The following is a 19,239-nucleotide window of genomic DNA, read 5'->3' as shown; positions in this document are numbered from 1 at the left end:
CTCTTCACCGCTTGGCTGACCCGGGTCGGAGCGCTGGGTCTTGCTCTGGGCGCGGATGCGGCTCGGCGCGGCATGAACGTCGTGCGGCCGCGGTCCGGCTCTCCTGGTGCTCTTTCCTGGCGCGCGGGCCGGCCCTCGCGCCCGTGTCACCGGGCGTGGGGCCAGGTGTAGGAATGGCGTCCGTCCGCAGACACGGTCACCCGGAACTGGTCCAGGGCGGGGGACACGTCGTGGCGCCACCGTAGGAGGTGGTCTTCGATGGGGTCCCAGATGCGGTCGGGGCCGCCTTGGCGGACCCGCCAGCCTTGCGGGCCGGGCTGGAGCAGTGCCCAGCTTCCCGCGTCGGCGTCGAGGAGTAGCTGGCCCCGGTCGCCGAGGTGGAGGCGCTGGGCTGCGGGTGCGGCGGTCTGGGCGACGAACCGGGCCGCCCAGTCGTCCAGGATGCCAGCGTCGATGGTGGTGTCGCGATCGATGCCGGTGTCGGTGTCGGGGAGCCTTCCGAGGGGTGGGGGCTGGTGGGTGCGCGCGAGCATGAATGAGACCTGCCCGCCCATGAGTTGTCCGGTCGCGCTGCCGTCGTCGTGGACGGTCAGGCGGGCCAGTTGCGCCGAGTGCATCCAGCCGGACAGGGTGGCCAGGATCTGGCCGCCGGGGCGGGTCTGGGCGATCCACTGCTCCGGGATGGTGAGCACGCCGCACGTGGCGATGACCCGGTCATACGGGGCGCCGTCCTTGTGCCCGGCAAGACCGTCGCCGGTGATCAGGTCGGGGGCGTGGCCGAGGGTGGCGAGCGCATTCGCGGCTCTGACGGCCACCGCAGGGTCGATTTCGGTGGAGGTGACCAGGTGGTCGCCGAGGCGGTGACAGAGCAGCGCGGTGCAGTAGCCGGTGCCGGTGCCGATCTCCAGCACGCGCATGCCGTCTTCGACCTCGAGGTCTTCCAGCATCCGCACCACCAGGCCGGGGGCGGTGCTGGAGCTGGTGGGCTGGCGCAGGATCCGGCCGTATATGTCGCCGGGCACGATGGTGCCGGCGATCTGGGTGACCAGCGAGGTGTCGGTGTAACAGCCGGGCAGCCAGCCCTCATCGCCGGGCATGACCGGTTCCCACGCGGTGGGAGCCGAACCAGGCACCTGGCGGAAGAAGCCGCCGCGCAGGAACTCGTGCCGCCCGGTGACCGCGACAGCCTCCCGCCACTGCGGCGAGCGCACACTGCCGTCGGCCGTGAGGTGGTCCACCAACTGCTGGCGCAGGTAGTGCTCGTTCACGTCGTCTCCCTTTCACTAGATCGCTCATGGTCCCCACCAGGGGCGCTGCGGGGCGGCATGTACCGCGGGGCCGAAGCTGCCGGGCATCTCGCTGGCATGGCCGCACCCGGCAGCGGCACCCCCGGGCAGGTGACGAGCCCCAGGCCGCAGCGTCGCCACCCACAGCCTGCCTCGATGCGGGCCCTACAGGGCCGTTGCTCCGTCATCCCACCCCCACAGCTCTGTTGCAGGCTCGCCGCTCCAGTCCACGACCACCGGCGACACACAACTCACCGGTTCCGCGCCCCCGGCAGCGGCGGGGCCCATCACGGGCGCACCGTGCGGCTCGGGCACGATGGCGGCCTGCGGTGTGGCCGTGGCGCAGGCGTGGCAGGTGTCGGCCAGACGCCACAGCTGGCCCCCCGCGCAGCGCACCAGCACCAGCCGGACCAGGCCGTCACAACCACGGTGCCGCGGATGCCAGCGGCAGCCGTTCTGGCCGCACTGGCACGTCCGCAGGTGCGACGCGAGCGGCGCCGCACGGACATGCGCCACCAGATGCGCCACGACCGCGCCACGCACCGGCTCCGCCCCCGGCAGGTCATCGAGCCGGTCGCATTCCTCGCACGTCATGACCGCCCCCGCACCCATGGGCCGGACCTCCACCGTCCACGTCCGTGGCACCGGATCCGGGCTCGTGTCACGCCGCATCAGCTCTCGCCCCTCCCCGGCGCCGGGCCGCCGCGGGTTGCCGGGCGTCGATACCGGCGCCACCCAAACCCGCGCCCCACCCAGCCCCCGTGCCTGAGGGCGTGTGCCGTCGCCGGTCCGGCATGGAGCTGGACCATTGCCGCGGCACGCGGATGCCGCCGGGCCGGTGGCCGGGTCCGGGGTCCTCTGCGGCACGCGCCGCGGCGGCGGGGCGGTCAGGCCGGACCGGCGGCAGCGGTACTGCGGACGCAAGCCGAAGGGAAGAAGCGAACACGGTTGCCTTCCAAGATCGTGGGTGGAACTGGTGGGGCCCGCCACGCGCGCTGGGTGATGATCCGGGCAGGCTCGCCAGCGCGCGCGGCGGGATCGCACGGCCCCCCTGGTACGGGCCGTGCGCGCCCCCGTCGGGGATCGGGGCGTCCTCCCCGAAGAACAGGGAGGAACCAAAGGGGGCCGGGCGTCAGACCACCTCGGTGGCGACGTCAGGCGCACTCAGCGCGGGCGGAGGCCGGGTGTCGTGCTGGGCGGCGGCGACTTGCAACCACAGCAGCGGCACGGCGGCACTGTTGCCGAGCAGCCACTCCAAGCCCAGCACACTAGACCCGTGCGGCCCGGCAGCACGGGACGCACGACGTCTCGAGCCGGTACGGGATAACACGGCCAAATGTGAGCGCATCAGATCTCCTCCAAGAGGCGGGGCGGCACCGGCGCCGTGGCACGCAAGCGGTGGCATTCCGCGGCACCGATCGGGTGCCGCACCGCATGGCCGGCCACGCCCTCGTCCCTGTCGCTGGCGCCGCCGACGGTCGCGCACCACCCGCCGGCCTCCCGCACCCGCAGATGAAGCTGCCCCCGGGATGCCTCATCGCCCAGCCGGTCCCAGCTGCTGACCAGACAGATGACAGGCCGCGCAGACGAGAAGACACGGACCAGGTGAACCAGGGCGTCGAGCTGCGGCCGATCGGTGGCGCTGTATGCATGGGGCCCGTGCTCGATCCAGATGCCCTTGTACTCCCAGCCCACATCGGCCGCATACCGCTCGCAGTCGCTCAGACGTTCGATGAGCAGACTCGGCCCTGGACGCGTGAGCCGGTCGTGGATCAGCGCGATGGGCCTGGTCGCCGCCGTCACGCTGCGCTCCGCAGGAAATGCTCAGGGCAGGCGACGATCGGCCATACACGCCACCCGCCGTCGACGGCGACGCGCACCATGCCCGCGCCGTCGAAGTGACCGCAGGTGGAGCCGCAACAAAGGCAGGCTTCACCACGGAGGCGGGCTGGATCGATGTCAGGGGGCGCTGCCGGAATCTCGGCGAATGCGTCCAGCCGGGGCGTCTGTTCGTCCGGGCCGTCTGTCTGGGCAGTGACCAGCTCGCGCGCCCCGCCCAGGCGGGGTGGCATCCCCAACTTGGCCATGACGGAAGCGATGCCGCATCTGCCGGCGTGCCGGTCGCTCATTGTGTACCTCCGGTGATCAGGGCCCACGCCTGTTGCGTGCCGTCTCCCGCGTGGTCATGGCCGTAGTCGTCGGCGTCTGCCAGAGCGGCGAGGAGGAAGGCGCGGTGCGGTTCGTCGAGCTCCTCTGGGAGAGCGACGATCAGGCGAACGCCTGTCTGGTCCTCCCGGCGCTCGACTTCTGTGCCGGTGGCCGCGAGGAGTCGTGCGGCGATGCTTTCGATGCGTGGACGCACAGGTATCCCCTGGTCACTGATTGATCGCACTGCGTAATGCTACTTAAGTAGGTTCTCCCTTATGCAGTAGCTTTGTCAATGACGACGCCAGCCTCAACTCGCCCCCTCGCTGGGGCAGCACGGAGAGTCCCATGCCCCGCGAAGCCCCCTACCTGGAGGTGGCCGACGATTTGCGTCGCCGCATCAAGGCAGGGGAGTGGGGTATCGGCGAAAAACTCCCATCGGGCGCCGTCTTGGCGACCGAATACAACGTCGGCCGCAACGTGACGCAACGCGCCCTGGACCGGCTCGTCATCGAGGGTCTACTCGAAGGACGGGCTGGCTCCGGACGGTTTGTTCGCCCACCACGCGAGCGCATGCGCATGATCCGGTCCCGCCATCGCGAGTGCCGCGGCGGCAGCCCGTTCCGCGCGGACATGAATGAGCAAGGCAAGGCCGGCACTTGGGAGTCGCACAGTCAGGCCAGAGTGCCCGCTCCTGAGGACGTTGCGCAGCGCCTTGCCATTCAGCCCGGGGATCACTGCGTGCGCACGGTGTACGAGTTCATGGCTGACGGTCAGCCGGTGCAACTGTCGACGTCGTGGGAGCCGATGGCTCTCACGGACGGCACGCCCATTGTGCTGCCGGAGATGGGCCCGCTCGCCGGCGCGGGAGTTGTGGAGCGGATGCGGACCATCGGCGTCGCCGTCGATACCGCCGTCGAGGTGCCGCGGCCGGGGCGCGCTACGCAAGAAGAGGCCAACCTGCTGGGGATTAGCGTCGGAGACCTGCTGATGCGGATCGAGCGCACGTACTACGACGGCAACGGTCGGCCTGTGGAGACGGCCGACCTTGTGGTGCCTGACGTCCGCTGGGAGATCGCGTACGAGATCGGCATAGACCGCGGCGAGTGACGGCTGAATTCTGCACAACGGGCTGCCGATCGTGCCTGGGCACGGACGCTAAGCCTCCTCCGAGCCAGGTGAGTTGCAGGTACGGCCGCGGTCTCCACACGCTTGTGCTGACGAACGCGCCGTTGCGGCGCTGGTTACGGTCGTTCTGTTGACAAGGGCCGCCTCAATCGATGCCTCGAGGGTGTCGGGTTCGGCGATGAGCCCATGCGGCGGAGATCATCTTGGAGCAGGCATAGGGCGAGGCCGCGTTTCCGCGGCCGCTGTCACAGCCGCCCGCATGAGCGACGGGTGTTGAGTGCGCCGACAGGATGGGCGGTCAGTCGCGTCTTGCGGTCGAAGGGGGCGGGGTGTACGGCACCCTTGTGTGTATCGACCGTTTCGAGGGGCCCGATGGAACGCATGAGCTATTGAGCGAACTCTTGTGCGACTCGAAGGGGTCGGGAGGGTGACTTCCTCGGCTTGGTCGTCCGTGTTGTGGCGTGTTGGACGCCACCGTCTGCGGTCATGCGCTCGACGAACAACTCCTTCGCTGACGATGGTTTCGCCTGGGACGGCAGCCGCAAGAATTACCGGCCGCGCCGGTCTCTGCGCATTGCCGAGGACAGTCCGAGCCGGTTGCTGCGGTCTGCGCAGGGCGGCCGGTGTGATTTCTGCGGGAACCCTGTGGAGTGGTACCAGCGCCCAGGCAGTACTGCTGTTCCGCTGCATCCGGTAGAGCTCCCCGCAGGGTCGGTGCCGCCGGGGGAGCGCTGGCATGTCTCCTCGGGTGTCGCTCATGCTTCCCATGACGGGAGTGCCTGGTGCCGGGTGCGGCACCACGCCCTGTGTCCCGCGTCCCCGGTGGGCAACCGCAGCCCGCTTCTGGAGGGGATGTGCTGGGCCCTCGCGCTGAACTCCCGCCGCCTGCAAGATGCCGGCCTGTTCACGCCCCGTCCTGGGCAGCCGGCCCGGGCCGCGCCGGACGATGTGCCGGTCCGGCCGGTCGTGCGCATCCTTGGCGCGCGCTATCTGGCCCCTGGTCCTGTCGAGGACGTCCAGTGTGTGACCCGGACCCGTGCTCGCCGTCGCTGCTGTCTGCCGGTCCTGGACTCCGGGGCCCTGCCCGGCACGTGGCAGCTGGAGCTCGTCGATCCGCTTCTTCGCCCCGGCGACGGGCACCTGCCGGCCGATCCGGAGGTGATGGCCCTGTACGACCTCACGGGCTTGCCGTACGCCGAACAGTTGCGCTGGCGCGCCCAGCGTTGTACGGCCCATGTAACTGTTCGCGGTGCTGCGGACAGCGCTCTGGTTGCCTGGGAGCCCTTTGACCCGGTCCGCCACGCTTGTATATCCGCGACCGGCTTCCCGACCCGCCGCCTGCCCCGGGCCGTGGTCTGAGGTGAGCCCGCTGCCCTCGAGTGGCCGTTCCGCTCGGCTGCTCCGCCCGCGTGGGCCCGGCGGCCACCACGGCCACGCCCGTGCCGCAGCAATTGCTGCGTCGGTTTCGCTGCCCCTGTCCTGGCCGTTCGGAGGCCCCTGGTGTCCAAGACCTTGGTCGGTACTCCCGACCCGGACCAGCCCCCGCCCGGGCCTGCCCTGTGTGATGAGCATGCCGAGCGCGTGGTCCTGGCGTCGTTGCTCCGTTACCCGCAGCTGGTCCCCTACTTGGTGGCGGTACTGCATGCGACGTACTTCAGCGGCCCGGCCTGCCGGGAGGTCTTCCCTGCTGCGGTCGCAGTTCATCACCACAAGGGGCCCTGCACTGCGGCGGCCGTCTCGGCCGAGCTCGCCCGGCGGCAGCGAACGAGCACGGCCTCCTTCCTCGAGCAGGCCAAGCACCTGGTCACCGAGTTTGAACGTGTCGCGGTACCGGCGGAGCCGGTCGTAGTGCACTACGCGGCGATCGTCCGGGATCTGGCCGCGCTGCGCCGCCATCCGACCGCTCACCCTGAGGGCCTGCCGCCGGTGCCGATGCGCGGCTTCCTCATCGACGACGACATCACCTGACCACCCCTGCGCGCCACGAACCGCGCACTCACAGAACGACGATGCTCAACGATGCTGCAGCCCACCGACGAACAGATCGCGGCCGCCGACGCCTTCGCCACCGGGGACCACCTGGTCATCCAGGCCGGCGCCGGCACCGGCAAGACCACCACCCTCACCCAGCTCGCCGCCGACACCTCACGCCGCGGCCTGTATGTCGCGTTCAACCGGGCCATCGCCCAGGACGCCGCGGGCCGCTTCCCCGGCACGGTGTTGTGTAAGACCGCCCATGCCCTGGCCTACGCCGCCATCGGCCACCGCTACCAGGCCCGCCTGAACGGACCCCGCCTTCCCGGCCGCCATACCGCCGACGCTCTGGGCATCACCAAGCCCATGCGCATCGGCGACCGCACCGTGTGGCCGACGACGCTGACCTCCACGACCCAGCGCACCGTGACCCGCTTCTGCCACTCCGCCGACCCCGTCATCGACCGCCACCACGTGCCCCCGCTACGCGGCCTGGACACCGAGGACCTCCACGCCGAACTCGCCCGCCGCATCCTGCCTTACGCCCGCGCCGCCTGGGCCGACCTGCAACACCCCGACACCGGCGCCGTCCGCTTCGAACACGACCACTACCTCAAACTGTGGGCCCTGTCCGACCCGAAACTCCGCACCGACTTCGTGCTCCTGGACGAAGCCCAGGACACCAACCCCGTCCTGGAACAGGTCCTGCTCAACCAGCGCGGCCACGCCCAGCTGGTCATGGTCGGTGACTCGGCGCAGGCCATCTACGGCTGGCGTGGCGCGAAGGACATCATGACCGGCTTCGACGGCACCGCGCTGTCGCTGACCCGGTCCTTCCGGTTCGGGCCCCTGCTGGCGTTGGAGGCCAACCGGTGGCTGGCGATCGCCGACGCTCCGATCCGCCTGGAAGGCAGCCGGTCAATCCCCACCGAGGTAGGCAAGGTAACCCAGCCGGACGCAGTGCTGTGCCGCAGCAACATCGGCGCCATGGCCCAGATTTTCCGTTTCCTCGCTCTCGGCCGCAGGGTTGCGCTGGTCGGGGGAGGCCAGGCCCTGCGTGCTCTGGCGCTGGCCGCCCGGGACTTGCAGGACGGACGCCGGACCTCCCACCCCGAGCTGGTGCTGTTCACCTGTTGGGGCCAGCTGCAGGACTACGCCGAGCACGATCCCGCCGGCAGTGACCTGCAGCCCTTGGTCGACCTCGTCGACTTTCACGGCACGGACGCCGTCCTGGCCGCGGTCAACCGTCTTGACCGGGAAGAGAACGCGCAGGTGACGGTTTCCACCGCGCACAAAGCCAAGGGCCGCGAATGGCCCCAGGTCGAGATCGCCGACGACTTCCACCCACCCAAAGACAGCGACGAGACCGACGAGCGCGGAAACCCGCTACCCGGGCCGATCGATGATGCCGACGCCCGCCTCGCCTACGTCGCTGTCACCCGCGCACGCACCCGCCTCGACCTCGGCGGGCTGACCTGGATCAACGACCACCCCGGCGGAAACCCGTAGTGCAGTACGGCGGGTGGTGAAGAGCCGTCCGCCACAGGGATGGCAAACGTGAGAGGGCTGCCTTGCAGCCTTGCGGCTCGCTCGTCGGGCACGCGAGGTCGTACTGATGCGGAAGATCGCGGACCCAAGCGCGCTCACAGCTGCCCTGACAGCGGCGCCCCCACGGGGCATCGGGCCAGGCTGACGGGATCGCGGCACGGTCCTGGCACAGCTCGCGTCGCGAACGTGCTGGGCGCCTGCCGCCTGCTGGAGGCAGAGCGGCTGCGACAGCACTGGGGGCAGCCTTCCCGCAGGCTGACGCCGAGCACCCTGCGCTGCACCTTGCAGGGCGATCAGCTAGCAACGGCAACGGCCATCCAGTGCCAAGGCTTCCCCGCGCGTTGACCGCTGAACTCGCCCAGGGTCCTCCACCCACTTCGCCATTTCCCACCACCGTGATACTTGGCACGGCAGGAGCAGGTGCACAGAAAGCCCCGGGCGTTCTGGCAGGACGAGTTGCATCTTTCGTGTGGATTGTACTCACGACCGATGAGGACGCTCGGGTACCTGCGGATCAGCTCCCGGCTTATGCGGGGGAAGTGAGCGCCGGCAACTGTCCAACACCCCTCGCGGCCGTTCCACCGGAACGATCGATCGCTTCCGACCCAGTTCCTGAGTTTCCGCTCGTGCTCCCACATCGAGTGAGCCGGAAACCAGACACCGAACCACCCATTGGCGGGCAAGCCGATCGTCGGCAGATGCTCGCCCTGATAATCCGGTATCCACTCAGGGGGTCTGAGGTATACGGGCTGCTTCCGCTGATCATGCTTGCGTTCTTTGCCCGCGATCTGCTGGCTACGTCGAGGCCCGGGCCCCCACTCGACCGACACGAGTGCGGCGAGCTGACCGGAGGCATGGCAGGGGAGGCTACTGAGCAGCCTGTCATGGGCGACCACGCGGCCGTCCTGGTCGACCTCGATGAAGCTGCGGCACTTCAAACACGTGCGGATAGGCCTTCCGCCGCCCACGAGCACCCCCTTGATTGCGCTGAGCGCATTGCGAAAACAGTTGATCGCCATCGGGCCCCCACCGCGTCAAGGCCTTTCAGAGGCGATGACGCGGTGGGTGCGTTTCGCTGTAGTGACACCCGCCCCCGCCAGGCACGATGGAGCAGATCAACGGGCGTCCTGCCCGTCCGCCGGTGCTGAACTCTCCGGCGCCGCCCGAGCAAGACACGCTTCCCCTGACGAGGGAGCCAGCCGCCTCGTCGAGAGGGGCCACGCACAGCGTGCGTCGTCCGCTGCTTAGCATCGGCGGCAAGCGCCGCCGGTCAGGGCGCGGGGTCGGTCTTGGCGGTGTCGTTGACATTGGTCAGGCATGCCTTCATGAAGGCGTCGCGGTGGATGGTGCCGCCGATGGGAAGCTGCGAGATCTGTGCGTACTGCTGCGAGCAGGTGCTGTCGTTCGCGGTGAAGGTCATGTTGCCATCGTCGGCGTACACGCCCCCGATATCACGCCGGACGCGTAGGCGCCGAGGAGCGTTGAACGGCCGAACACGGGCTTGTCCACAGTCCTGGTGAGTGTATGGGTGACGACCTTGGGCGGGCGGGACTCGGCCTGATGGGCGCGGTGGTCGGCAGCAGCCGCCTGGCGGCGGGCGGTGGCGAGCGCAGAGTGGGTTCTGACGTGGTCCACTGTGGCCGCGGTGATGGACAGGGCGGTCAACCCGCAGGCGGCAATGGCAATGATGTTGGCTCGGTTCACGGTTGTCTTTCAGGTAAGGGATCGGAGAGTGAAAACCACGCAGCAGGTCGTGACCGGGGCGGCGCGGAGGCGGCGGGAGCATCGCCTCGCGGCCGCACTCGAAGGCCTACTGACCTGCTTCGGGCAGCCAGTCAGGCGGCGTTGGGTCGGTCCACCTGCCGCTGAAGAAGGAGCTGCCGACCGCCACCGTCACCCCCTGAGCGGGCAGGTTCGGATTTCAGACGGTGCCGGATCTTGGGGCGGGCTGCAGGGTTGAAACAACCAAGGGCCCCCCGTCACGGATCGGCGGGGCCTTGGTCGAAGGATCAGTAGTTGGCGTTGGCGATGATGTCGCCATCCTGGCCGTAGACGGTCACGAGCCCGTTCTTGGACTCGTAGCAGGACGTGAACGCAGAGGCGATGAGCTTCGCGTCACCCTGGTTGTCGCTCATGAGTCCACCAGTGAAGTCGGTGTAGACCTCAGCCGAGTCCAGGATGTCATTCCGCTTGTCCGCGCCGGTCACCTTCGTTACGTGCCGGACGGCCTTCTTCTCCGTGGCCGTACCGGACTTGGCGACGCAGGCCTTGAACTGCTCGGCCTGCGTCTTCGTCTTCTGCGCGGGCGTCGCCTCGGCCTTGTGGGACTTCGGCGTGCGGCCGGCAGTGATGGCCTTGTCCTTGGCGCCGGTGTCGGTGGCGTCGCCGTTTCCGCCGCCGGCCGCGGCGGCGATGCCGATCAGAACGAAGAGGGCGACGACGCCGAGGCAGCCGAAGCCGACGATCTTCCCTGCCTTCGACTTCTTCGGCGGCTGCGGCGGGAACGGCGGAGTGCCGTAGCCCTGCTGCTGCGGGCTGCCCCAACCGTGCTGGGGCTGCTGCGGGTACTGCTGCTGGCTCATGGTCCCTCCAGGGGATGTAGATGCACCTTGCGGGTGCGTGTGACTTGTGAGGCTGGAATTTGCGTCAGGCGGCCTGGGAGCGCCGGTAGTCGGCGAGGGCTCCGGTGGCCCAAATCGGGACCAGGCGCGGGAGTTCCGTGGGCGGGACGGCGCCGCGCACGCAGCGCAGGCCGAGTTTGGCGAGGGAGTCGGCGGCCTCGTTGAGGGGGTGGCCGACGTGGGCCTTCTCGTGGACGAAGGTCAGGTGCGGCGTGTACTCGGTGAGCAACTGCAGCTTGAGCAGGCTGGGCCGGCGGCCCTGGGAGCGCAGGTGGGTGTCGTAGCCCTCGGGCATGTCCGTCCAGCCCTGCTGCCAGCTGTGCAGATGCCGCAGCGCCTGCAGGTTGTCCACGCGGACCTCAATGGGCCGGCCCGGGTGCGTATGGAGGACCGCCTTGATGCCCCAGTACACGGCGCGCAGTTCGGTGACGACGACGCGCGAGCGGGGGCGCACGAGGTACTTCGGGTACAGATGGGCACGCAGACCGGTGTGGCCGGTGGTGGCGAGGTAGCCGGAGGCCACCTGGTCCGGGCCGACCGAGGCGTCCGTGGCCAGCACGATCGGCCCGGCGACGGCCTTGACCTTGTCGTTCACGCACACCTGGCGGCGAGTGGACGTGGTGGGGTGGGGTGGGGTGCGTGGGCGAGGGGAGAACGACGACCCATGACAGTTGCCTCCTTGTCTTCGCAACGGAGCAGCGGGAGAGAGGGCGGACGCGCGTGACGCCCGCCGAGCGTGGTCGTGTGGATCAGGCACCGTCACTGGGTGGCAATGCCCCTGGAGCCGGCCAGATCTGGTGGGGCTGCGGCGTTGCCGGCGATTCAGATGGCGGCCGGGGCCTTCCTGTACCAGTCCGTGATCACCTTGGTCAGGTGCACGACGTTCTGCTGCCGCATGATCGGGGCGGAGGCGTTCGGCTCGAAGTCCTCGGTCGCGGCGGTGGTGCGCCAGATGCTGTCCTCGGTGACCGGGGCGGTCATGTGCCGGTCAAGCCGCTTGAAGAACTCCTGAATATCGCCGTCCTCGGCCCCGTCCTCGCGCAGGTTTCGGTAGACGCCGCCCAGGACGCGCAGCATGCCCACCGAGCCCAGGAGCGAGGACTCGCGCAGCTTCATGGCCTTGCTGGGGGGCGCCGGCGGCTCGTTCTTCTTCTTCTCGGAGAGCGAGGGGTCGTAGTTGTCCACGTCCTCCTCGGTGATCTCCGCGAGCGCGGAGAAGGCGACGGAGATGACGTCCAGGAAGCCGCGGACGCTCTCGATGACCTCGTTGTCGGTCAGCGACTCGACCTTCTTGCTGACGCGGCCACCGGGACCGGCGATGACGGCCCGCGTGATGTCGGCGACGTGCTTGGCGCCCATCAGGTTGCGGTTGGTCAGGGTCATCCGGTCCCGCTCGATGTCGATCTTGCTGAAAAAGAGGGGGTGGGTGACGATGTCGCTGAGCGTGCGGTTGGCGATGCGCGAGGTGTCGAAGCGGGCCCGGACGGCACCGGAGATGCCCTTGGCGTTGTCAGCGACGTCGACGAACATCTGCTGGCCCTTGACGCCGTCGGGCTCCACGTAGATGTCGATACCGACGAACTCGTCCTTGAGCCGCTGCATCCGGCCGATCAGAGCCTCGCGGTCCTGCTCCAGCTTCGCTTTCTTGGCCTCGTTGGCGCGGTGGTTCTCCCGGTCGATGCGCGAGACCTCGTCCGTGATGCGCTTCTTCTCCAGGTGGACGCCGAGGATGCGGTGCTGGCCGTCGATCGTGATCAGGCGTCCGATGCCACCGATGGACCACGGGACGGTGAGGTAGCCGACCGAGCCGTCTTCGCTGATCGGCTCGAAGCGGCAGCCACCGGTGTCGCGGATGAGGAGGGCGGGAGCCACCCAGCCGGGGTTGTCGGCGAGGTACTGGCCGAAGCCCTTGGCGTGGGTGATGTCCACCTTTCGGTTGTCCGGGTCCGGCTTGGCCGGGTCCGGGATGGTGAGGATGACCGAGAGGTCGGAGAGCGGGATGCGCGTCGTGTAGACGGTCCGGCCGCCCTGGCTGGTGCAGATCGCCAGGTACGTGGACTCCTCACGCACTAGGGAGAGGCGCGACGAGTCGACGGGGATAGTCACGGATGACTTCCTTTACGAGTAGGTATCCCTCGGGGGCAGCGGGAGAGAGGGCGGGGCAACGCGTGAAGCCCACCGGGTGGAGCGAGTGGGTCAGGCGTCGGCAGCGGTTGCCGGGTGGGCCTGGCCGTAGATGGTGAGGAACAGGTCGAGGTCGGCGCGTTCGTCGGGCGCGACGTGGCCGGAGGTGAGGCGGGCGCGGGCGTCACGGTGGGCGCGGCGCAGGTAGCCGCTGCGGTCCAGGTGGTGCCACAGGAGCCGGAAGGCCTGCTGGTGGTCGTACAGGCCAGTCTCGTACTCGCCCCGCGAGACGCGGCGGGCCTGTTCCAGCAGGGCGCGGAAGTTCTCCTCGTTGCTGCGCTGCAGCAGCGCGGCCAGGTGCCGGTAGTAGATGCTGAGCTCGGGCTCGCCGGACTCGGTCAAGCTGTGTTTCTCCCTCTCACTTGGGTGATGAGCTCGGGGTTTTCGTGGAGGGGTGTCGGGTGGTCAGCCGACCTTGGCCCACTTCTGGCAGCCGGTCGACTTGAACACCTCGCCCTTGCGGATGGTCACCCGGCCGCTGCCCTGCAGGTTGTTGTTGGCGGTGATCGAGTCGGAGTCGCCGGTGGAGTCCTTGGCGCGCTCCCAGCAGCACAGGGAGCCGTCGGGGCCGGCGGTGCGGTAGGTGCCGGCCTTCATGTCGGTGCCGACCACATGCTCGCCGTCCCCGGCGACGCTGGTGGCGGGGCCCTTGGGCTTGGGCGGCTTGGCCGTGACCGTCTTGGTAGCGGTTACCGTCACCGTCGGGGCCGGGCCGGCGGCCGCCTTGGCGGTGGCGGTCACCGTGGCGGCCGGAGCGGGGACCGAGTTGCCGTCGGCCTCGGCGCCCCCGCGCCCGCGGCGGTGCCGAGGAACAGGGTGACGACTCCGACCGCGCCGTGGGTGAGCCAGGCCTTGCGCCGCGGGGGCTTGCCGGCGGCTGCGGAGCCGGGGAGTGGGCGGTCGGGTGCCGCATCACCCACTGCGGGGTGGACGGGTTCGGCGGGTACGGAGGTATGGCAGAGCTCATGGCGGTTCCTTGGTGAAGTGGCCTGGGTAGCGCGAATGGCGCCAGTGGGTGCGGGAGTGCGCTGCGGCCGCCGGCAGGGTGGGGCCTGACACGGCGCATGGCAAAGATGTGCGCAGGCTCTGCCCGTTGGGCTGGAGCCGTGCGGTTGCCAGGAGCGTAGCGCGATCCGGCCTAACTTTGGAAGCCTTTGGAAAACATTGGAAGCGAGTGGAGTCTGGGCTATGCTGCCGTCATGCCCGAGTCACTCGAAGCACTCGAACAGCGGATGACGGACCTGCGTGCCTCTCTGCGCGAAGCAACGCGCGCGGGCGACAAGGCCGCCGCGACGAAGGCCCGACGTGAACTGCGCGACGTGGAGCAGGCGTGGAACGACGCCCTGGACGCGGAGACAACGGGCGCGGGCCCGGGCGCGGCGCCGCCGGCCGAAACCCCGCTGCGGCCACGACCGGACTCTCCGGCAAGGACGCTCGCCCGTGCCGTGGGCGGCGTGATCCCCGTACGTGAGCAGGTGCACCAGGCGCTCACCGTCCTCGGTGCCAGCGCCGCTCCCAAACTGATCTCCGCCGCTCACGAGGCGTTCTTCGCCGACACGATCGTCACCACCCGCCTGGCGTCGCTGCGACGTGATGAGGAGCGGTCCTTCGCCGCACAGGCCTACGCGCGCCCCTACTACATCTGCGCGGCCCTCACCCACGACCGGCTGACCCCTGCCAGAGGGCTCCTCGCCCTGTCCACCTGGCCGCTGGAGCAGCGGATCGTCGGGCCGCTCGGCCCGCGCACCGACTTCCTCACCCAGGCCGTCAGGGTCGCCGAGCAGATCCAGCGCATCCAGGCGACCGGCGAGCAGCCATCGGACGCCGCCTGGCGACTCCTGCACCGCTTCGCGCAGAACGTACCCGGAGCCCACGAAGGTTTCGGTGCCGCCGACCCGGAACGGGTCATCCGTGCCGCCACGACCGAATCCGAGGTCCACGCCGCGGATGACGCCGAACAGCGGCAGGCTGCCGCTCAGCGCGCGCGCAAACTGACCGACACGCAGAAACTCTTTGGCGCGCCGGCGCTCGGACTCGCCGACCACACGGGCACCGACGGCTCATAACGACCCGCCCGATCCCGGTTCCAGCCCTGCTCGCACGCACCGCCCAGGAAGATGCCATGGCGCCGCCGCCCAGCACCGATGACAGGCTTTCGCGCCTGCGCGGACCGATCGCCCCGCAGGCGTACACCGCGCGGAAGATCACCGCGCTGACCGCCAACCCCGGCTGCGCCCGCCGCGCCGTGCTCGACGCCGCGGGCGTCGACAAGAACGCGCTCGCCGCCCGCGTCGGCTTCGACGCCCGCTTCGGGCAGTCCCCGTTCGCGATATCCCGCGGCAACGCATTCGAGGAGCTGGTCAAGGCCGACGGCTACGCCGCCCTGTTCACCCTGCTGCGCACCGAACTCGACGTACCCGTACGCGAGGCCGGGGTGGCCGACCTCAACACGGTCGGCCAGAACACCGATCTCAAGCTCCGCGCCGCCGAGACCCGCCGGTTGCTGGGTCGCGTCACGAAAGGCGTCGACGAGCGCCTGATCCTGGACCACCCCGTCCTCACCCTCCAGGTCGCAGGGCAGACCGCCTACCTCGAGCCCGACGCCGTCACCCACCGCATCGGCGGCAGGTTCTACGTCGCCGAGATCAAGTCGTTCGCCGCGATCGACGGCCAGGCCGACCCGGGCAAGGTCGCCGAGGCGGCCAAACAGGCCGCCGTCTACGTCATCGCGCTGCGCCAGACCCTCCTTGCCGTCGGCTTGGACGCGCAAGCGGCCGCCGACGCCGTCGCCGACCAGTTCCTGCTCATCTGCCCCAAGGACTTCGCGAACCAGCCGTACGGCAGGCTGGTCGACCTGCGCCAGAAGCTGGACGCGATCGAGTTCCAACTCGGCCGCCTCGACCGGGCCGAGGACCTCGCCGCCATGCTCCCGGCCGACGCCAGCTTCGACCTGTCCGTGGGCCGGGACGGCAGGCCGGCCCGTACCCGCCGGGAACTCGCGGACGCCCTCGACGACCTCACCGCCGCCTACAGCCCTTCCTGCCTCGACTTCTGCGAACTCGCCCAGTACTGCCGGGACCAGGCCACCACCGCTTGCGAACCTGCCCGCCTGGGCACCTCTGTGCGCAACGAACTGCCCGGCATCGACTCCACCCGTACCGCGCTCGGTCTCATCGACGCCGCACTCGAACCGGACCCCACCCAGGCCGACATCGTCGAGCGCCTCCGCGCCGCCGACCGGCTGCGCGCACGCCGGATCGGAGGCGCCGCATGAGCACCCTCACCGCCCTCGCCAAACTCCGTGCCGAGCAGGCGGGCCGCGCTCAGCCGGTCACCACCGTCCGGCACACCCACATCGCCGAGCGGCCCTTCGTCCTCATCCCGCTCAAGCTGGCTGGCGAGGCCTGCGCGCCGCTCGCCGCCATGGCCGGAACCGACCGCGACCAGCCGCACCTGCTCGTTGTACCCCAGCCGCGCAACCGCACCCAGCGCTTCCGCTTCACCGAACAACTCGCCGCGCTGCTCCTGCCGTACCTCGACTGGTGCCGTGAGCAGACCGAGACCTATACGGCTGCCCGGGGCAAGGAGACCCGCGAACGCTACGCCGACGCCCCGCAGATCCTCCTGCCCAACCCCGGCGGTCTGGCCTTCACCCGTCTCCTAGGCCGCTCCACCCGCCTGCGCCGCACCACCGGCGAACATGCCGTCGACCCGGCCGTGCCGCTGCTCGGCAACTGGCTGACCTGGGCCTGCGACCAGAGCGAGTTCCCCGGGTCCAGTCTGCTGCTGAGCATGACCGGGCTGCTCACCGCGCACTGGGCCACCGGCCAGAGCAGCAGCGAGGACGGCAACCTGGCCGCAGCGCTGGGCTGGATAGACCCGCCCGCCGACCTGACCGGCCCCGAAGCCGCTCTGCTCGCCGAGGACCCCAGCCAGCACCCGCCCGCCGGCCCGGCCACCGACCCGGTCTTCGACCGCACTCTGGTCGAACTGATCGCGGCCTACGACGCCGCTGGCGCAAGCGACGACGAGCAGCGCCAGGCCGCCGCCGTCCGTGCCCTCGAATCCGAACTGCGCACCCAACTGCAGCCCACGTGGCGGGATATGTGGCACGGCATCGACCTATTGCGCGACCTGTCGGCCGGCCGCAGCGTTGCCGAGCGCTGGGCGTACGACCGCACGGCCTTCACCATGCGTTCGCAGTACATCGCCGAGGGCGGGGCACCGCAGCCGCGCCGCGACCACGCGGCGGGCGCCGCCCGCCGCCTCGCCCGTCTCGAGGACGCCGTCGCCCGCTACCAGACCGACCGCGCCTTCGACGATCCGCTGGTCATGGCCGAGTACGAACTCGACGGCGCCGCCTTCGCCGGCCAGGTGGTGGCCAGGGACGCCGAGCGCATGGTCCAAGGGCCCAAGCGCGCGGTGTTCCGGCCCCTGATCACGCTCCGGACCGAGACCAGGCCGCGCACCGGAGACGGCAAGGATGTGCGCAGTCCGGCCCGCACCGGCCAAAAGGCCCTGATCATCGACATCCGCGAGGTGGAGGACGGCTTCGACGTCGATCTCGAACTCTCCGGCGGGCTCGGCAAGCAGAAACCCCCGGCCCTTGCCGGCGCCGTCCCCGAACTCGGCGAGGAACTCCTCTACACCGTCCTCGGTGGCCACTTCACCACTGCCGCCGTGCCGGACGACACCGACGTCCCCTGGACGCACGGGGGCCCGCGCGAGGGCTACCAGCCGACCGACGACGATGCCAAGGAGGTCTGGGAATGACCACGCCGACGTCCCCCGCCCCTCAGAACTCGGGCAGCCCCGGCGCCCGTGCCGACGCCGCGGTCTCCGCCGTGCTCCACGACCTGGACACCACCAATCAGCGGGGCATCGTCGTCGACTCGCCGCCCGGCGCGGGCAAGTCCACCCTCGTCGTCCGCTCCGCCGGACACCTCGCCGACCAGAACCGCCCCGTCATGATCGTCGCCCAGACCAACGAACAGGTCGACGACCTCGTCACCCGCCTCGCCACCGACCGCCCCGACCTGCGCATCGGCCGCCTGCACGCCACCGGCTACAGCGCCCCGCGCCGCATCCTCGGCCTCGACAACGTCGCCCTATCCGCCGACGTGGGCGACCTGCGGGACTTCCCGGTCGTCGTCGCCACCGCGGCGAAGTGGGCCTTCGTCAAGGACGTCTCGTGGGACTGGGCCATCGTGGACGAGGCCTACCAGATGCGCTCCGACGCGCTGCTACGCACCGGCAAACTCTTCGACCACGCCCTCTTCGTCGGTGATCCCGGCCAGCTCGACCCCTTCGCCACCGTGGACACCGACCGCTGGGCCGGCCTCACCTGGGACCCGCTGCGCAACGCCGTCGACGTCGCCCTCGCCCACAACCCCGGCATGCCCCTTCACCAACTGCCCATCTCCTGGCGACTGCCGGCCTCCACCGCGCCTCTGGTAGAGCAGGCCTTCTACCCCTTCTACCCCTTCATCCCTGGCACCCGTGAAGGCGACCGGATCCTCACCCTCGCCACCGCTGCCCTCGGCGGCACGCCGGTCGACCAGGTTCTCGAGAAGGCCGCCGCCACGGGATGGGGTTACCTCGAACTACCCCACCGCCACACCCTGCGCACCGACGGCGAGCTTGCTGCCACCCTCGCCGACACCGCCAACCGCCTGCTGCAGCGGGGCGCCGTCACCCATTCCTCCGGGGTAGCCGCAGAGCTCACCGCCTCCCGCATCGCGATCGGCGCCACTCACAACGACCAGGTCGCCGCCGTCCGGGAACACCTCGACCGTCAAGGTCCTCACCTCGCCGACATCACCGTCGACACCGCCAACCGCCTTCAGGGCCGCGAGTTCGACGTCACCCTCGTCTGGCACCCCCTGTCCGGCCGCGCCGATGCCAGTGCCTTCCACCTCGAAACTGGCCGCCTCTGCGTCCTGCTCTCCCGCCACCGCCACGCCTGCATCGTGATCGGCCGCGCCGGTATCCGCGAGCTCCTCGACAGCCATCCGTCCACCTCGCCGCTCTACCTGGACGTCCCGCCGAAGTTCCCCGACGGCTGGCGGGCCCACCAGACCGTGCTGTCGCACCTGGAACGGCCGGAGTACAGCGTCCCAGGGGGCTGAACGGACCGCGGGTCTGAGGAGCGGCTTAAGGCACGCCCGGAGCACGTATGCGTCGCCACGTAGGAGAGCGATGGCGGCCCCCGACGCGTATATACGCTCCGGATCGCCGGGTCGGGGAAAGACGGTCAGCTAGTACTCCAGCTGTAGATCTTGATCACGGCTGCTGGGCGGTCTGACGCTGGTAGTGGCTGCTGCGGGCACCGGCCTGGTGTTGTCGGCGCCAGT

Annotated in this window: 20 protein-coding genes; 8 read left to right on the top strand and 12 right to left on the bottom strand. The window is 69.9% G+C overall.

The window, feature by feature from the left end; translation table 11 throughout:
- Positions 1 to 146: 146 nt before the first annotated feature.
- From tgmC to ACFYYN_RS24770, 6 genes are all read right to left on the bottom strand, one after another.
- Positions 147 to 1,268 carry an ATP-grasp peptide maturase system methyltransferase gene (tgmC, locus tag ACFYYN_RS24795; RefSeq protein WP_500547542.1) on the bottom strand — a complete coding sequence of 374 codons (1,122 nt, stop codon included), beginning with the start codon at positions 1,266 to 1,268 and terminating at the stop codon, positions 147 to 149.
- A gap of 183 nt (positions 1,269 to 1,451) precedes the next feature.
- A complete protein-coding gene (locus tag ACFYYN_RS24790; protein ID WP_500547541.1) occupies positions 1,452 to 1,880 on the bottom strand; it encodes a hypothetical protein in 429 nt (142 codons plus the stop codon).
- Between the two features lie 538 nt (positions 1,881 to 2,418).
- Positions 2,419 to 2,544 (bottom strand): hypothetical protein, encoded by a 126-nt coding sequence (locus tag ACFYYN_RS24785; protein ID WP_500547540.1) that lies wholly within the window; start codon positions 2,542 to 2,544, stop codon positions 2,419 to 2,421.
- 89 nt (positions 2,545 to 2,633) lie between these two features.
- Positions 2,634 to 3,089 carry a recombinase family protein gene (locus tag ACFYYN_RS24780; protein ID WP_500547539.1) on the bottom strand — a complete coding sequence of 152 codons (456 nt, stop codon included), beginning with the start codon at positions 3,087 to 3,089 and terminating at the stop codon, positions 2,634 to 2,636.
- Entirely contained in the window at positions 3,086 to 3,415 is a 330-nt protein-coding gene (locus ACFYYN_RS24775) for a hypothetical protein (protein WP_500547538.1), read from the bottom strand. Before ACFYYN_RS24775 ends, ACFYYN_RS24780 begins: the two co-directional genes overlap by 4 nt.
- Positions 3,412 to 3,648, bottom strand: coding sequence for a hypothetical protein (locus tag ACFYYN_RS24770; RefSeq protein ID WP_143681639.1), 237 nt, complete (start codon positions 3,646 to 3,648; stop codon positions 3,412 to 3,414). Before ACFYYN_RS24770 ends, ACFYYN_RS24775 begins: the two co-directional genes overlap by 4 nt.
- A gap of 131 nt (positions 3,649 to 3,779) precedes the next feature.
- On the opposite strand from ACFYYN_RS24770, the gene ACFYYN_RS24765 reads away from it, so the two are divergent.
- The 4 genes from ACFYYN_RS24765 to ACFYYN_RS24750 all read left to right on the top strand — a co-directional run bounded on the left by ACFYYN_RS24765 (position 3,780) and on the right by ACFYYN_RS24750 (position 8,042).
- On the top strand, positions 3,780 to 4,541 hold the full coding sequence (locus tag ACFYYN_RS24765) for a GntR family transcriptional regulator (protein ID WP_500547537.1): 762 nt from the start codon (positions 3,780 to 3,782) through the stop codon (positions 4,539 to 4,541).
- Between the two features lie 504 nt (positions 4,542 to 5,045).
- Complete coding sequence (locus ACFYYN_RS24760; RefSeq protein WP_500547536.1) at positions 5,046 to 5,918, top strand: DUF6083 domain-containing protein; 873 nt, start codon at positions 5,046 to 5,048, stop codon at positions 5,916 to 5,918.
- A gap of 141 nt (positions 5,919 to 6,059) precedes the next feature.
- On the top strand, positions 6,060 to 6,527 hold the full coding sequence (locus tag ACFYYN_RS24755) for a DnaB-like helicase N-terminal domain-containing protein (protein WP_500547535.1): 468 nt from the start codon (positions 6,060 to 6,062) through the stop codon (positions 6,525 to 6,527).
- A gap of 54 nt (positions 6,528 to 6,581) precedes the next feature.
- Positions 6,582 to 8,042 (top strand): UvrD-helicase domain-containing protein, encoded by a 1,461-nt coding sequence (locus ACFYYN_RS24750; protein WP_500547646.1) that lies wholly within the window; start codon positions 6,582 to 6,584, stop codon positions 8,040 to 8,042.
- 1,309 nt (positions 8,043 to 9,351) lie between these two features.
- Here ACFYYN_RS24750 and ACFYYN_RS24745 read toward each other — a convergent pair.
- The 6 genes from ACFYYN_RS24745 to ACFYYN_RS24720 all read right to left on the bottom strand — a co-directional run bounded on the left by ACFYYN_RS24745 (position 9,352) and on the right by ACFYYN_RS24720 (position 13,627).
- On the bottom strand, positions 9,352 to 9,522 hold the full coding sequence (locus tag ACFYYN_RS24745) for a hypothetical protein (RefSeq protein WP_500547534.1): 171 nt from the start codon (positions 9,520 to 9,522) through the stop codon (positions 9,352 to 9,354).
- Positions 9,523 to 10,090: 568 nt separating this feature from the next.
- Positions 10,091 to 10,663: a hypothetical protein gene (locus tag ACFYYN_RS24740; RefSeq protein WP_500547533.1), complete on the bottom strand. Its 573-nt coding sequence runs from the start codon at positions 10,661 to 10,663 to the stop codon at positions 10,091 to 10,093.
- A gap of 64 nt (positions 10,664 to 10,727) precedes the next feature.
- Positions 10,728 to 11,297, bottom strand: coding sequence for a ribonuclease HI (locus ACFYYN_RS24735; protein WP_500547532.1), 570 nt, complete (start codon positions 11,295 to 11,297; stop codon positions 10,728 to 10,730).
- A gap of 227 nt (positions 11,298 to 11,524) precedes the next feature.
- A complete protein-coding gene (locus ACFYYN_RS24730; RefSeq protein WP_500547531.1) occupies positions 11,525 to 12,808 on the bottom strand; it encodes a DNA sulfur modification protein DndB in 1,284 nt (427 codons plus the stop codon).
- 90 nt (positions 12,809 to 12,898) lie between these two features.
- Positions 12,899 to 13,228, bottom strand: coding sequence for a hypothetical protein (locus ACFYYN_RS24725; RefSeq protein WP_500547530.1), 330 nt, complete (start codon positions 13,226 to 13,228; stop codon positions 12,899 to 12,901).
- Positions 13,229 to 13,291: 63 nt separating this feature from the next.
- Positions 13,292 to 13,627, bottom strand: coding sequence for an Rv1352/Rv1906c domain-containing protein (locus ACFYYN_RS24720; protein WP_500547529.1), 336 nt, complete (start codon positions 13,625 to 13,627; stop codon positions 13,292 to 13,294).
- A 458-nt stretch (positions 13,628 to 14,085) separates the two neighbouring features.
- Here ACFYYN_RS24720 and ACFYYN_RS24715 point away from each other — a divergent pair, with 458 nt between their 5' ends.
- The 4 genes from ACFYYN_RS24715 to ACFYYN_RS24700 are packed head-to-tail and all read left to right on the top strand — an operon-like array spanning position 14,086 to position 19,014.
- Positions 14,086 to 14,952 (top strand): hypothetical protein, encoded by an 867-nt coding sequence (locus ACFYYN_RS24715; protein WP_500547528.1) that lies wholly within the window; start codon positions 14,086 to 14,088, stop codon positions 14,950 to 14,952.
- A gap of 56 nt (positions 14,953 to 15,008) precedes the next feature.
- Entirely contained in the window at positions 15,009 to 16,160 is a 1,152-nt protein-coding gene (locus ACFYYN_RS24710) for a hypothetical protein (RefSeq protein ID WP_500547527.1), read from the top strand.
- Positions 16,157 to 17,659 (top strand): hypothetical protein, encoded by a 1,503-nt coding sequence (locus ACFYYN_RS24705; protein ID WP_500547526.1) that lies wholly within the window; start codon positions 16,157 to 16,159, stop codon positions 17,657 to 17,659. The genes ACFYYN_RS24710 and ACFYYN_RS24705 overlap by 4 nt, the downstream gene beginning before the upstream one ends.
- Complete coding sequence (locus tag ACFYYN_RS24700) at positions 17,656 to 19,014, top strand: AAA domain-containing protein (protein WP_500547525.1); 1,359 nt, start codon at positions 17,656 to 17,658, stop codon at positions 19,012 to 19,014. The genes ACFYYN_RS24705 and ACFYYN_RS24700 overlap by 4 nt, the downstream gene beginning before the upstream one ends.
- Positions 19,015 to 19,239: the final 225 nt, after the last annotated feature.

It is taken from the genome of Streptomyces sp. NPDC001902 (assembly GCF_042891295.1).
Lineage (GTDB): Bacteria > Actinomycetota > Actinomycetes > Streptomycetales > Streptomycetaceae > Actinacidiphila.
Note: the sequence above shows the minus strand (reverse complement) of the source record. Positions and strands in the feature narration are given on the sequence as shown.

Excerpts from the sequence above, each read along its gene's own strand:
- ACFYYN_RS24790 (WP_500547541.1), bottom strand. The coding sequence starts at position 1,880 with ATGACGTGCGAGGAATGCGACCGGCTCGATGACCTGCCGGGGGCGGAG.
- ACFYYN_RS24705 (WP_500547526.1), top strand. The coding sequence starts at position 16,157 with ATGAGCACCCTCACCGCCCTCGCCAAACTCCGTGCCGAGCAGGCGGGC.
- ACFYYN_RS24710 (WP_500547527.1), top strand. The coding sequence starts at position 15,009 with ATGGCGCCGCCGCCCAGCACCGATGACAGGCTTTCGCGCCTGCGCGGA.
- ACFYYN_RS24715 (WP_500547528.1), top strand. The coding sequence starts at position 14,086 with ATGCCCGAGTCACTCGAAGCACTCGAACAGCGGATGACGGACCTGCGT.
- ACFYYN_RS24700 (WP_500547525.1), top strand. The coding sequence starts at position 17,656 with ATGACCACGCCGACGTCCCCCGCCCCTCAGAACTCGGGCAGCCCCGGC.
- ACFYYN_RS24760 (WP_500547536.1), top strand. The coding sequence starts at position 5,046 with ATGCGCTCGACGAACAACTCCTTCGCTGACGATGGTTTCGCCTGGGAC.
- ACFYYN_RS24740 (WP_500547533.1), bottom strand. The coding sequence starts at position 10,663 with ATGAGCCAGCAGCAGTACCCGCAGCAGCCCCAGCACGGTTGGGGCAGC.
- ACFYYN_RS24775 (WP_500547538.1), bottom strand. The coding sequence starts at position 3,415 with ATGAGCGACCGGCACGCCGGCAGATGCGGCATCGCTTCCGTCATGGCC.
- ACFYYN_RS24765 (WP_500547537.1), top strand. The coding sequence starts at position 3,780 with ATGCCCCGCGAAGCCCCCTACCTGGAGGTGGCCGACGATTTGCGTCGC.